Genomic DNA, 13,489 nt, shown 5'->3' with positions numbered 1-13,489 from the left:
AAAGATGTCGAAAACAACCCCATGCACAGTAGAGGGCCCTCGGCGGAAGATTGCCTTATGGATCCGCATAACCATTTGACAAGGGGAGGCAAATCGACGGGAGCGCGCGCCTCGCCAACGGCCAATGCCGAAGCAGCAATGGAGTGACGAAGATGAGCTCCTCGGTCATCGATTTCCTCGCAACCGAAGCACGCTTTGGCGCTCGCAACTACGAGCCGATCGGGGTCGTCCTGTCGCGCGGCGAAGGTGTCTGGGTGTGGGATACCGAGGGCAACCGTTATCTCGATTGCCTCTCGGCTTATTCGGCTCTCAACCAGGGCCACTGCCACCCGAAAATCCTGGCCGCGATGGTCGAACAGGCGAGCCGGCTTACATTGACCTCGCGCGCCTTTCACAACGACCAGCTCGCCCCGTTCTACGAAGAGATCGCGGCGTTGACCGGCTCGCACAAGGTGCTGCCGATGAACAGCGGCGCCGAGGCGGTCGAAAGCGCGATCAAGTCGGTGCGGAAATGGGGCTACGAGGTGAAAGGCGTGCCGGACGGCCAGGCCGAGATCATCGTCTGCACCAACAATTTCCACGGGCGCACGCTGGGCATCGTCGGTTTTTCAACCGAGCCCGAGACCCGCGCCCATTTTGGGCCGTTCGCGCCGGGCTTCAAGATTATCCCGTTCGGCGACGCCGCGGCGCTGGAAGAAGCGATCACGCAAAACACCGTCGCCTTTCTGGTCGAGCCGATCCAGGGCGAAGCCGGTGTCATCATTCCTCCACCCGGCTATTTCACGGGGGTGCGCAAGCTCTGCACGGCCAACAACGTCATGCTGGTGCTCGACGAGATCCAGACCGGGCTCGGCCGCACTGGCAAGCTGCTTGCCGAACAGCACGAAGGCGTCGAGGCTGACGTGACGCTGCTCGGCAAGGCCTTGTCCGGCGGCTTCTATCCGGTGTCGGCTGTGCTCTCGAACAACGACGTGCTCGGGACTTTGCGACCCGGGCAACACGGCTCAACCTTCGGCGGCAACCCGCTCGCCTGCGCGGTCGCGCGCGCGGCACTGCGCGTGCTGGTGGAAGAAGGCATGATCGAGAACGCAGCCACGCAAGGCGCGCGCTTTCTCGAAGGCTTGAAAGCCATCCGCGCCAACACGATCCGCGACGTGCGCGGCCGCGGCCTGATGCTGGCGGTCGAGCTGCATCCCGAAGCCGGCCGCGCGCGCCGCTACTGCGAGGCGCTCCAGGGCAAGGGCATCCTCGCCAAGGACACCCATGAGCACACCATCCGCATCGCCCCGCCGCTGGTGATCACCAGCGCTCAGGTCGACGGGGCACTGGAGCAGTTCGCGACGATCCTGACGCAGGATTTCTCCTAGAGCCTGCCTGCGTCGGAAGATCGCAATTGCCGGCTGCGACCAACGACGAACGATTCCGCCACCTGTGCGTTGAGAATTGTGGGTGATATCGAGCTGGGAGCGACGAGCATGCTTCCGCATGGCGTTTGCCTGACGGCCTTTTTGGTTGGTGCCTCGATGCTGGCGGCGAGCGTCAGCGCGTCCGCTCAGGGACACGGAAGGGGTGGACCACCCGGGCCGGCCGCAGCGCCGGCAGTTCGGCCAGCCGCACCACCTGCCATGGCCCGTCCGCCGGCGCCGCCGGCCATGGTGCGCCCCGCCGCCCCCGCATTCCATCCACCTTCCATGCCGCAGCGACCGGCCATGGCGCCGCATCCGGCGCCGCACCTCGCCTCACCGCCCCAGCGTCCGGCCCCCCACTTCGCTGCACCGCCGCGGGCTGCCCCGCACGTGGCGGCGCCGCGACCTGAATTCCATCGGGCGCCGCCTGCACCGCAACGTCCGGCCATGGGGCCGCGGCCGACGCCGCACATCGCCGCCCCCTTGCGCCCCAGCGGACCGCCAGCCGCGCGCGAGCGGCTGTCGCGACGGGAGCAGATCGATCAACGCGCGCAACAGCATCACCTGCAGATCCAGCAGCGCCAGCAGGTGGTGCAGCAGCGGCAGCGCGAGGTGCTGTCGCGCCAGACCGCGGAGCGCCAGACCCGCATCGATCGGCTGCAGCAGCGCGTGCAGCAATTGCAGTCGCAAAAGCCTGAAGGTGCGCGGGCGCAACGCCAGCAACAACGAATGTTCCAGACGCAAAACCGCTTGCTCCAGCGTGAGCAGCGTGTGCAGCAAACCGATCTGGCGCGCCAGCAGCGGCTGGGACAGGCTCCCGCGGCAACTGCTGCAGCGGCTGCCGCAGGGCGAGCCGCCGGGCGCGGGCGATTTGCCGAGCGTTTCCGCGAGCAGGCCACTTCGCAAACCCAGGCGGCTCTCATCACCCGCCAGAGCGGCTGGGCGCCCCGGCAGGCCTGGCGCCACCGCCATCCCGCGGCCTTCGTGGCATGGCTTGGGCCGGTGTTCTGGCCCTACGCCTATTCCGACATTTTTGACTACACCTTCTGGTCCTATGCCTACGAGCCCGGCTATTGGGCGTACGCGTACGACGACTTCGTCGACACCGTGTTCTGGGGTGGTGACAGCCCCTATTCCGCCTATGCCAGCACCAACCCGTATGACTATCCGCAAGCCGGCGGAGGCTCCCGCGCTCCTCGAGGCGCCAGCGTGAGCCCCCAGACGCTGCGGCAATTGTGCGGCACACCGGACAAGGGCGTCACCGCCTGGCCGCTTGCCGATATCGCGCGGGCGGTACGGCCGACACCGGAGCAACGCACGCTGCTCGACGAGCTGAAGACCGCGGCGGCCAACGCTGCCGGTGTGTTCAAGGATTCCTGCGCAGAGACGTATGCACTGACTCCACCCGGCCGCCTGCGCGCAATGATGAACCGCATCAGCGCGACGCTGGAAGCCGTCAAGATCGTGCGGCCGGCACTGGAGAATTTTTACAGCTCACTCAGTGACGAGCAGCAGGCGCGCTTCAACGCGCTCGGCCCCAATGTCGGCGAGCGCTCCCTGCCGCAGCAAGCCAGTGCCCAAACCACTGCCGACGGCTGCGGCGATCCGAAGTCCGGCTTGACCCAGTTACCGATCCAAAGGATCGAGGCAGTGCTGCACCCCGCAGGCAAGCAGAAGGAAGCGCTCGACCGCCTCAGCGAAGCGACGGCCAAGGGCGTCGATCACCTGCAGGCGGCCTGCCCGAACGATGTACCGCTGACGCCGGTCGGACGGCTGGAAGCGATGCAGCACCGGCTCGAAGCCATGCTGACGGCCGCCAAGCTGGTCGAACCGACTCTTGACGAGTTCTATGCCACGCTGAGCAGCGAGCAGAAGGCACGCTTCAACGCGCTGGAACAGGTCGCAAGCCCGTGAGGACGAGGTCGCGTTCTCTCGGCATTCTCTCGTGGCCATTTGCGCAGCAGCCGAACGACGTGGTGTGACCGCAATCGCCCTGCCCTGCTTCACAGCTCGACGAGAGCATGCGTGTCCAGGCCACTTCTCTCTGTGAGACGTGCGGTGGCGGAATGCAAACGACAGCCTTGCTCCGTCCTCACGTGGCCGAAATCGCCTTCGGTCCAGCGTCATTCGTGTTTGTGATTGATCGAGGCCGCTCTATCTCATTCGAGCTAATGGCGTTGCATTGTTGGAAGTAGGAAGACAGCTCAAGATGGGCCAGGTGATCCCAGTACTCTGCTTCTGCGAGCAGCTTCCATTTATGCTGTTGTACGCGGCCTGTTGCCGGCACAGCGAACTTATCGCACGCAAGCGTCGCACCTTCTCCATTGCGAACCCTTCCTTCACGCTTGTTTGCTTACAAGCGCATTTGGGGTGTCACAGCTTCGCAGATTGAATTGACGAGTGACAGCCCGGTGTTTGACGGTCATCGATGATAGCGCAATCGTTTGACTTTTCACCGAATAGCAAGGCGAACGATGCGGGGCAGCAACAAGGGCTGCGCAGAATGACAGCCCTTCGGCCTGCGCTCTAGGCACACGTCAGCAAAGCGCGCATCGGACGATAGGTCGCCGGCGCGTTCCATTTAGGACTGAAATTATTTAGGACTGAAATTTTAATAGTGAGCGGCCCTTCCTGGATGTGGTTAGCTCGTGACCAGACCGGACCGGACAAAAAATTTGATCCCAAAACTATTTGGTCCCGGCCCATTGGACTGCAAGACCGCGTTCGTGCGGTCTTTCCTTACAACCGCAATAAAATCAGCCGCGTCCGACCACGCCGAGGCCTTTGCCAAAAGTGGCCAGCCTTACCACGCACAATGGCCCCGACGATTGCACGTCGGGGCCATTCAAGATCGTCAGGCAGGGTACATCCGTCGTGCCTGCCGATCGTTGATGCCACCAATTACCTCATCCGATCTGGCGCAGACTGTGGCGCGGCTGCGGCATCGGGGTGGTGATATTCTGCCTGAAAGCTGAAGGCTGTCCACCTCTCGTTGGTACTACTCCCAACTAGTTCGCTGCTCTGCAGGAGTTTGTGCGGAGCACCGAGCAGAAGGCACGCTTCAACAGGCTGCAGCAGGTAGCAAGCCCGTGAGACCAGCGTTCGTTAAAGCTACACCACCGTCTTGTGCCGCGCGATGCAGGTTTGCAGCACCTCATCCATCGGTTTCCTCCACCAGTCGTTGGAGAAGATTTCGATCTCCGAATAGCCGGCAAAGCCCTGCGCTTCGACCGCTTCGCGCACCGATTTGATGTCGATCACGCCGTCGCCCATCATGCCGCGGTCGTTGAGAATGTCCCTGGTCGGCACCAGCCAGTCGCAGACATGGAAGGCAAGCAGGCGATCTCGGCCGGCGCGCGCGATCTGCCCCATCAGCTCCGGATCCCACCAGATGTGATAGACGTCGAGCGCGACGCCGAGCATGCCGCTGCGATCAGGGTCGAGCCGGTCGCAGATGTCGAGCGCCTGCTTCGTGGTGTTGACGCAGGCGCGGTCCGCCGCATAGGCCGGATGCAGCGGCTCGATCGCCAGCGGCAGCTTGGCCTGTTTGGCGTAATCGAGCATTTCGGCGAGCGCTTCCTCGACCTGCGTCCGCGCGCCGGCGATGTCCTTCGACGCCTCGCTGCCCGGCCGCGAATATTGCGGCAGGCCGCCGACGACGAGAACGATGCAGGGGGCTCCCAGCGCCTTGGCTTCGTCGACGCAGCGCCGGTTGTCGTCGCGCACCTCGCTCCGGCGCGATGCGTCGGAGGTGAACATGCCGCCACGGCAATAGCCCGACAGGTCGAGACCGGCATCGCGCACCGCACGCGCGGCGCGATCGAGGCCGACGGAAGCGACCTGGTCGCGCCAGGGGTCGATGGCGCGGATGCCGTGCCTGGCACAGGCATCGATGATCTCGACGAGATCAGCCTGCTTGCGGATTGTCGCCGTGTTGAGCGACAGCCAGCGATGGTCGGGCGAAAAATCACGCATCAGGATTCGATTCCGCGCGTTGAGAGCACCGCCTTCATCCGCCGCGTCGCCAACTCCGGATCGGCGAGCAGCCCGGCCTTGTCGGCCAGCCGGAACAACTCGGCCAGATGCAGCGTCGAGCGCGTGCTCTCCTGCCCGCCGACCATGGTGAAGTGGTCCTGGTGGCCGTTGAGATAGGCCATGAAGACGACACCGGTCTTGTAGAACCGGGTCGGCGCCCTGAAGATGTGCCGCGACAGCGGCACGGTCGGACCCAGCACGTCGTGGAAGCCTGCCTCATCACCAGCAGCCAGCCGCGACAAGGCGTAAGACGCCGCCGGCGCGATCGCATCAAAAATGCCGAGCAGCGCGTGCGAGAAGCCCTGCCCGTCTCCGGCGATCAGCTCCGCATAATTGAAATCGTCGCCGGTGTACATCTTGATGCGCTTGTCGAGACGACGGCGCATGTCGATCTCGCGCTGCTTGTCGAGCAGCGAAACCTTGACACCGTCCACCTTGGCGGCGTTGCCGTTGATGATGGCGACCCCAATATCCATTGCCTTGTCGAGATCGTTGGTGCCCCAATATCCCGTCAGCGCCGGATCGAACATGTCGCCGAGCCAGTGGATGATCACGGGCTCGCGAACCTGCGACAGCACACGGTCATAGACCTTGGCATAATCGTCGGCGTTGCGGCCCAGCTTCGCCAGCGCGCGCGACGCCATCAATATGATGCGGCCGCCGACCTTCTCGACTGCCGATATCTGCTCCTCATAGGCGCGGATCACGTCGTCGAGATTCTTGGCGTCCTCGACCGCAAGATGGTCCGTGCCCGCTCCGGAAAACACCAGCGCGTTGCGGCGCTTGGCGGCGGACACCGAGCGCGTGATCAGCTCCAGCGAGGTCGGCCAGTCCAGCCCCATGCCGCGCTGCGCGGTATCCATGGCTTCCGCCACGCCGAGACCGAGATCCCAGACGTGCTCGCGAAAGGCGATGGTCTTGTCCCAGTCGACGGCAGCGGAGAGCCACGGGTCGTTGTCGGCAAAGGGATCGATCACGGTATGGACGGCGGAGAACGCAATGCGGTTCAGCGGACCCTCGAGCTTTGCGGGAAACGTTCGCGAGGCCGCGAGCCGGTAGGTCTCGATCGAGCGATCGGCCTTCGGCAGTTTGAGCGACAACGACAACATCGGCTGGACGGGCTTGTTCATGATTTCAGACCTCTCCCCGTCATTGCGAGGAGCGAAGCGACGAAGCAATCCAGACTGTGTCCGCGGAGGGTTTCTGGATTGCTTCGCTTCGCTCGCAATGACGGCTCAACAACATCGATGATTGTCCGATAGACCTCAGACCTTGATCGGGGCGACGTCGATCCATCGCCGCTCCTTCCAGCTCTTCAGCGCGCATTCGGCGAGCTGCACGCCCTTGACGCCTTCGAGCAGCGTGAACTTGTAGGGCGCATCCTCGTAGACATGGCGGATGAACATCTCCCACTGCTCTTTGAAGCCGTTGTCGTAGGTGACGTTGTCAGGCAGCTTCTGCCAGTCGCTGTAGAAATCGTGCAGCCGCTTCTCGTCGGGATTCCACACCGGTCGGGGCGTCGCCTGCCGCGCCTGGATCATGCAGTCGGAAAGGCCGGCGACGGCCGAGCCGAGCGTGCCGTCGACCTGGAAGGTGACGAGATCATCGCGATAGACGCGCGTCACCCAGGACATGTTGATGTGGGCGATGGCGCCGCCCTTGAGCTGGAACGTGGCATAAGCGGAGTCGTCGGCGGTCGCCTTGTACTTCTTGCCCTGCTCGTCGAAACGCTCGGGAATGTCGGTGTTGCCGATGCAGCTCACGCTCTCGACCTCGCCGAAAAGATTGTCGAGCACGTAGCGCCAGTGGCAAACCATGTCGAGGATGATACCGCCGCCGTCCTCGTCGCGGTAATTCCATGACGGCCGCTGCGCCTCCTGCCAGCCGCCTTCGAACACCCAATAGCCGAACTCGCCGCGCACCGAGAGGATGCGGCCGAAGAAGCCGGAGTCGCGCAGGAAGGCGATCTTCTTCAGGCCGGGCAGGAACAGCTTGTCCTGCACCGTACCGTGCTTGACGCCCTTGGAATTGGCGAGCTTGACGACCTCGAGCGCCTCCTCGAAATTGGTCGCGATCGGCTTCTCGCAATAGACGTGCTTGCCGGCATTGATGGCCTGGGTCAGAAGCCCCGGCCGCGCCTGTGTGGTCGCGGCATCGAAGAACATGGTGTCATTCTTGTCGGCGAGGGCGGCGTCGAGATCGGTGGTCCAGCGCGCGATGTTGTAGCGCTTGGCGAGCCCCTCGACCTTCTCGGCGCTGCGGCCGACCAGGATCGGGTCGGGCATCACGCGGTCGCCGTTCTTCAAGCGGACGCCGCCCTGCTCGCGGATCGCGACGATCGAGCGGATCAGATGCTGGTTGAGTCCCATGCGGCCGGTGACGCCGTTCATGATGAGGCCGAGGCGTTGGGTGGTCATGCCGACTGCTCCTGCAGAGATTTTGGCTGTTCGAGCGGGCGTAGCGCCGACCAGTCCGGATGAACCGACGTCGCAAAGCCCGTTGCATTGAGCGATCCCGTGAGGAGATCGCCGTTGTGAATGGAGAGGCGGATGCCCTGCCCGGCATCCGCGTAGAGATCGGGATGCGCGACGGCGAAAGCCTGGGCCTCCGCGGCGGGCGTATCACCGAAGCCATCGACGTAATGGTGGCCGTTACGTTCGGCATGGGTGATGCCGATGAAGGCCCCGAGCGCAAGGTCCTGCTGCACGGCGAGGCCCGCCTGGCAGGTGAGGTCCTCGCCGGTCACGAAGAATCTTTCGCCGGCCAAGCTCCATTTCGCCGCGCGTGTCGCGTTGACGATGGACTTGTAAAGCCCTTTGCAGGACTTCGAGGAGATGCCGTGATAGCCGAGCGCCCGTGCCGCGGGAAACGCGTCGTAGGAATCGTCGGCTTCGTCGATGATGAAGCCGCGCGCCGCGAGCGAGCCGAGCGGCGACTGCCTCGTGACATCGCGCGGCATCGGCTGCTCGACATAGAGCAGCCTGGATGAAATCGATCGCAGCGCAGTGTCATGGTCGAGCCGGCCGATGAGTTCATGCAAGGCTGCGAGATCGGCATATTGCTCGTTGGCATCGAGCGTCACTTTGTAGTCCCGGTCCAGCGCATCGAGCTCCTTGCCAATGCGCGCCAGCCGCGCTGCATCGCCGACGGGGTCCCCCGACAGCTTCAGCTTGAAGTATCTTGCACCGGAGTTCTCGTGGGGATCTGCAACTCCGCCCTCGCCTTCAACGGTGTCGTCGAGACCGACGGTATGCCTGATGGCAACGCGCGCCAGCGGCTTCCGGCCGGATAGAAAGGCCGTGATATCCGTTTCCTTCAGGTCGGACGAAAGCCGCGCATCGATGCCGGCGATGTTGCCGGCCATGCCGCCGAAGAAATTGGTCTCGGCAGCGCGGAGCAGCGCATCGAGGATCGCTTTGTCGATTTCGGCGGGTCCGCAAGCCGCGGCAAGCGCCGGAATGTTCTTTTTCGCACAGGTCGCGACCTGGGCACCGATGCACGATGCATGCAGATCGAATGCCGTCAAAAATCCGGTTCGCGCGAGATAAAGCCCCCGCGCGATCTCCAGCGAGCGGCGCAAGTCATCGACGGTCTGGGCCGGCGAAAGCTCCGGCCGCTTGTCGAACCATTTTGGCACCAGCAGCTCGGCACTCGCACCGACAGCACTTCCCCTGCCCTCGACCTCGATCCCGACCCGCACGAACAGCTGCGGAGTCGCGTTGATCGTGATCGCGCCAAAGCGGAACGGCCGCGCGAACTGCACGGGACGTTCGAAGAAGGCAATGTCTCGCAGCTTCAGGCGCGGTGACATGGTGTCGCAACGAAATGAGGTGAATTTGGTGCGAGCGGTACAGCCGCGGGCGACTCGCCTCTCCCGCTTGCGGGAGAGGTCGGCACGAAGTGCCGGGTGAGGGCTTTCTCCTCTGGGGGAGTGTCCCGTTGTTGAGACACCCTCTCCCCAGCCCTCCCCCGCAGGCGGGGGAGGGAGCGCACCGTTCGCGCAGCAGAGGCCACGGGAAATCCCATCCGTCCTAATCCAACGTCCCTTGCGAGAAGAAATGCTTGCGGATCCGCTGCACCAGTTCGGTGAAAACAGGATCGGCCATCACGTCCAGCGAACGGGGCCGCGGCAGCGGCACGTCGTAGATCGCGGCGATCGCGCCGGGCCGCTCGGTCATCACCAGCACGCGATCGGCGAGGAACACGGCCTCGGGGATCGAGTGCGTGATCAACAGCACCGTCTTCCTGGTCTCGCGCTGGATCCGCATCAGCTCGACATTCATGCGCTCGCGCGTCAGCGCATCGAGCGCGCCGAACGGCTCGTCCATCAGCATGATCCGGGGATCATGCACCAGGGCGCGGCAGATCGAGGCGCGCTGCTGCATGCCGCCGGAGAGCTGCCACGGCAGCTTTTTCTCGAAGCCTTCGAGCCCGACCAGCTTCAACAGCGCCTTGGCCCGGTCGAGATATGTCTGCCGCGGCAGCCCCTTCATGTCGATCGGCAGCATGACGTTGGACAGGATGTTGCGCCACGGCAGCAGCAGCGCGTTCTGGAACACGATGCCGACATTGCCGTGCGGCGCCGTCACCTTCTCGCCCTCGACCAGGATCTCGCCCGTCGTCGGCGGCAGCAGCCCCGAGATCAGCTTGAGCAGCGTGGACTTTCCGCAGCCGGATGGGCCGACGACGACGAAGAACTCGCCGTCATTGATATGGAAGTCGAGCGGCCGCAACGACGGCACATCGCCGTCGCGCGTCCGGTAGGTCTTCGACACGCCTGAAAGCTTGATGCCCGACGCATCGCCGGCAGCCCGGTCGCTCACCAGTCTCAGATGCGCGGCCGGTTGCAGGGTTTCACTCATGTTCGTCGCAGGTTTCACGAACCGCTCTTCGGCAGATAGTCGTTGGTGTAGAACGCCTTCGGGTTCTCCTTGGCCTTGGCATCGAGCCCGCCATATTCGACCATCAGATTGACCGAGTCCGTCATGTTCTGGTCGGTGACCTGGAACGGGCGCTTGCCCTTGGTCTCAGGCGTCCGGTACAGCGGAATGGTCAGCTCAAAGCCCTGCGTCAGCGTGTCGATCTTGCCGCCCTTGGGGTTGGCATCGAGGATCGATTGCGCCGCGGCCTTCGGCTCCTTCTCGGCGGCTTCGACCGCCTTGGTCGTCGCCGACATGAAGCGGCGGACGAGGTCGGCATTGGCCTTCACATAATCAGTGTTGGCGATGATGCCCGACGAGACCATGTTGATGCCGTAGTCGGCGAACTTGATCGGATAGACGTCCTTGCCGGTGGCGTCCTTGATCTTCATCGACTGGTCCATGACGTAGCCGAGCAAGAGATCGGCCTGGCCGTTGATGACGGCGTTGAGCTTGGTCTGGCCATCGCCCGCCACCGTCTGGAAGTCGCTTTCCTTGAGGCCGGTCTTCTTCAGGAACAGCGGCCAGATCTGGGTCATGGAATCGGCCGGCGTGATCGCGACCGTCTTGCCCTTGATATCCTCGGGCTTCCTGATGTTCTTGTCGACGAAGCCCATCGCGGACATCGGGCTGGTCTGGAGCAGCACGCCGGTCGCAACCACTGGCGCACCCTTGATCGCGGCGCGCATCATGGTGGGCACGTCGACATAGCCGAAATCGGCGGTCTTGGCGGCCACCGCCTGCGTGGTCGCGGCCGAGCCGCGGCCTTCCTGGATCTCGAGGTCGATGCCTTCGGCGGCGTAGATGCCCTTGGCCTTGCCGTAATAGAACGGTGCGTGCTCGCCATAGACGTACCAGTTCAGCATCAGCACGACCTTGTCGGCCGCTTGCGCCGGCATGGCCGCGAACACCATCAGCGCCGCCGAGACAGCTCCTATCCATCGCTTCATCGTCACTCTCCCTTGTCGTTGTTTGCGTCGGCCGTTGGCGGCCGTTCGTTGCTTTGGTTGTCGTCAAGAGGCGAAAATCACGTCCTCGCGCTGGCTGACATGCCAGGGAATGACCAGCTTCTCGATCCGGTCCACGATCCAGAACAGGATGACGCCGAGCAGCGCGAGGATCACGAGCGCTGCGAACATCGTCGGCAGGTCGAAGGTGCCGATCGAGCGCTGCATCACATAGCCGATGCCGGAATTGGAGCCGACGAACTCGCCGACGACGGCGCCGACCACGGCCAGCGTCACCGACACTTTGAGGCCGGAGAAGATCGCCGGTAGCGCATGCGGCAGGTTCACCGCGCAAAACACCTGGAAGCGGCTGCCCTGCATGGCGCGGGCGAGATCGACCATATCTGGATCGACCGATTTGAAGCCCTGCACGGCGGAGACCACCACGGGGAAGAAGCCGAGCAGGAACGCGGAAATGACTTTGGGAATGATGCCGAAGCCGAACCACACCACGAACAGCGGCGCGATCGCGATCTTCGGCACGGACTGAGAAAACACCAGCAGGGGATAGACGTAGCTCTCCACGGTCTTGGATCCCGCGATCAGCATCGCGATGGGGATACCGAACAGCGCCGAGAGCGCGAAGCCGCAGACGGTCGCATAAGTCGTCGGCCAGGACTGGCGCAGCAGTTCCGGCCAATCGGTGCGCAGCACCGCAATGACATCGCCCGGCGACGGGATCTGATAGGCGGGAATCTTGAACAGCCGGATCGCGAGATCCCAGGCCACGACGATGAACACCAGGAACAAAAACGGCCGGATCCAGGCCGCATTCAGCATCTTGGACACCGCACTCTGCGGCTTCAGCTCAGCCACGTCTCACTCCCGGTCGTCTTGTTCGTTGGGCGAGAAATTAACCCGTTGGGTAAATACTGTCCAGCGGTTTTCCTGCGACGTTTTGGGCGGGGGTTCCGCAAGGTTTGGGCGGGGGATCGCGGCGGAACGTGCCGTCCCTCCAAACATTCGGTGTCGTCCTGGCGAAGGCCAGGACCCATAACCACAGGGTGAAGTTTGGCGAAGGCTGGTCGTTCGGGATTGGCACCACGCGCGATCGATGGATCACGCGGTATGGGTCCTGGCCTTCGCCAGGACGACGTTGGGGGTGCAGTCCGACTCCACAATTTCCATTATCGCAAGCAGCGATACGACGAAGTCGCGCTAAACCGTCTGCACCACCGCGGCGCGCGATTTCGGCGTCTTGGTCATAGCTAACAGTGCGGCCGACTGTCCGGTCAGCGCTGCCAGCACGAGGCCGACCATGTGGTCTAGCCGCTCGTCCTTGGCGTCCTTAGCCAGCAGATCGCGACCGAAGATCACGCTGAGCGTCGCCGAGTTCGAGAGATAGAAGAAGCACAGCCCCGCGATCGAGATGTAGAGCTGGACAGGATCGACCGCGACCTTGAAGTCGCCGCCGGACACACCGCGCCGCACCACGGTGCCGATCATTTCGACGAAGGGCGAGTGCATCGACTTGACCTTGGTCGAGCGCTTCAGGTGCTTTGCACGGGCGAGATTTTCGGTCTGGAGCAGCGACAGGAATTCCGGATTGCGCAGGAAATAATTCCAGGTGAACTCGATCAGGCGGCGGATCGCCTCGGGCGGATCGAGATGCTCGAGATCGAGCCCGCGCTCCTCGCTGCGGATCTTGTCGTAGGCGCCTTCGAGCACCGCGAGATAGAGCTCGTCCTTGTTGCCGACGTGATAGTAGAGCATCCGCTTGTTGGCGCCGGCGTTGGCCGCGATGCGGTCGACGCGCGCACCGGCGAGCCCGTGCGCCGAGAATTCCTGCTTGGCGGCTTCGAGAATGCGCAGCCGCATCCCCTCGGGATCGCGCTGCCATTTCAGAGTTCGCTTTGCCGCTGCTTTCGCCAAACCGGGTGCTCGCTGGATGCTTCAAGACGCATGTAACACGCGCGCGGCGGTTTGAGAACGATCTCGTGCCCCGGACGCAGCGCAGCGCTTCTTCAGCGGTGCGCTGCAGAGCCGGGGCCCATATCAATGAGAGGTCGCCGCCTTCTGGGTCCCGGCTCGGGGGGGGCCGGGGCCGGGGGGGGGGGGGGGGGGGGGGGGCCCCCCCCCCCCGGGGGGCCCCCCCCCCCCCCCGCGGGGCGGGGCCCCCCCC

General features: G+C 63.9%; 10 protein-coding genes. 2 read left to right on the top strand and 8 right to left on the bottom strand.

Translation table 11 applies throughout. From position 1 onward, the window contains the following. The first annotated feature begins 152 nt into the window (after positions 1-152). Both rocD and AC0L3A_RS17840 read left to right on the top strand, forming a co-directional pair. Positions 153-1,367: an ornithine--oxo-acid transaminase gene (rocD, locus tag AC0L3A_RS17845; RefSeq protein WP_007593888.1), complete on the top strand. Its 1,215-nt coding sequence runs from the start codon at positions 153-155 to the stop codon at positions 1,365-1,367. Between the two features lie 486 nt (positions 1,368-1,853). Then, positions 1,854-3,320, top strand: a complete 1,467-nt coding sequence (locus AC0L3A_RS17840; RefSeq protein ID WP_007593890.1) for a Spy/CpxP family protein refolding chaperone — start codon at positions 1,854-1,856, stop codon at positions 3,318-3,320. Between the two features lie 1,197 nt (positions 3,321-4,517). On the opposite strand, the gene AC0L3A_RS17835 is transcribed toward AC0L3A_RS17840, so the two are convergent. From AC0L3A_RS17835 to AC0L3A_RS17800, 8 genes are all read right to left on the bottom strand, one after another. Beyond that, the gene (locus AC0L3A_RS17835) at positions 4,518-5,381 is read right to left on the bottom strand and encodes a sugar phosphate isomerase/epimerase family protein (protein WP_007593895.1); all 864 of its coding nucleotides are present in this window, start codon (positions 5,379-5,381) and stop codon (positions 4,518-4,520) included. After that, a complete protein-coding gene (locus AC0L3A_RS17830; protein WP_473254856.1) occupies positions 5,381-6,571 on the bottom strand; it encodes a dihydrodipicolinate synthase family protein in 1,191 nt (396 codons plus the stop codon). Before AC0L3A_RS17830 ends, AC0L3A_RS17835 begins: the two co-directional genes overlap by 1 nt. Positions 6,572-6,706: 135 nt before the next feature. Next, positions 6,707-7,858 (bottom strand): Gfo/Idh/MocA family protein, encoded by a 1,152-nt coding sequence (locus AC0L3A_RS17825; protein ID WP_354127733.1) that lies wholly within the window; start codon positions 7,856-7,858, stop codon positions 6,707-6,709. Further along, entirely contained in the window at positions 7,855-9,252 is a 1,398-nt protein-coding gene (locus tag AC0L3A_RS17820) for an enolase-like domain-containing protein (protein WP_007593898.1), read from the bottom strand. The genes AC0L3A_RS17825 and AC0L3A_RS17820 overlap by 4 nt, the downstream gene beginning before the upstream one ends. Before the next feature lie 220 nt (positions 9,253-9,472). Continuing rightward, a complete protein-coding gene (locus AC0L3A_RS17815; RefSeq protein ID WP_371261368.1) occupies positions 9,473-10,303 on the bottom strand; it encodes an ABC transporter ATP-binding protein in 831 nt (276 codons plus the stop codon). 14 nt (positions 10,304-10,317) lie between these two features. After that, positions 10,318-11,310, bottom strand: a complete 993-nt coding sequence (locus AC0L3A_RS17810) for an ABC transporter substrate-binding protein (RefSeq protein ID WP_007593900.1) — start codon at positions 11,308-11,310, stop codon at positions 10,318-10,320. Between the two features lie 63 nt (positions 11,311-11,373). Next, a complete protein-coding gene (locus AC0L3A_RS17805; RefSeq protein ID WP_007593901.1) occupies positions 11,374-12,183 on the bottom strand; it encodes an ABC transporter permease in 810 nt (269 codons plus the stop codon). 342 nt (positions 12,184-12,525) lie between these two features. Next, complete coding sequence (locus AC0L3A_RS17800) at positions 12,526-13,185, bottom strand: TetR/AcrR family transcriptional regulator (protein WP_007593902.1); 660 nt, start codon at positions 13,183-13,185, stop codon at positions 12,526-12,528. Positions 13,186-13,489 lie beyond the last annotated feature (304 nt).

The organism is Bradyrhizobium sp. MI1.3 (assembly GCF_055811695.1).
Note: the sequence above shows the minus strand (reverse complement) of the source record. Positions and strands in the feature narration are given on the sequence as shown.

Coding starts and splice junctions, on each gene's coding strand:
- AC0L3A_RS17830 (WP_473254856.1), bottom strand. CDS start 6,571: ATGAACAAGCCCGTCCAGCCGATGTTGTCGTTGTCGCTCAAACTGCCG.
- AC0L3A_RS17820 (WP_007593898.1), bottom strand. CDS start 9,252: ATGTCACCGCGCCTGAAGCTGCGAGACATTGCCTTCTTCGAACGTCCC.
- AC0L3A_RS17810 (WP_007593900.1), bottom strand. CDS start 11,310: ATGAAGCGATGGATAGGAGCTGTCTCGGCGGCGCTGATGGTGTTCGCG.
- AC0L3A_RS17800 (WP_007593902.1), bottom strand. CDS start 13,185: ATGCGGCTGCGCATTCTCGAAGCCGCCAAGCAGGAATTCTCGGCGCAC.
- AC0L3A_RS17815 (WP_371261368.1), bottom strand. CDS start 10,303: ATGAGTGAAACCCTGCAACCGGCCGCGCATCTGAGACTGGTGAGCGAC.
- AC0L3A_RS17835 (WP_007593895.1), bottom strand. CDS start 5,381: ATGCGTGATTTTTCGCCCGACCATCGCTGGCTGTCGCTCAACACGGCG.
- AC0L3A_RS17840 (WP_007593890.1), top strand. CDS start 1,854: ATGGGGCCGCGGCCGACGCCGCACATCGCCGCCCCCTTGCGCCCCAGC.
- AC0L3A_RS17825 (WP_354127733.1), bottom strand. CDS start 7,858: ATGACCACCCAACGCCTCGGCCTCATCATGAACGGCGTCACCGGCCGC.
- rocD (WP_007593888.1), top strand. CDS start 153: ATGAGCTCCTCGGTCATCGATTTCCTCGCAACCGAAGCACGCTTTGGC.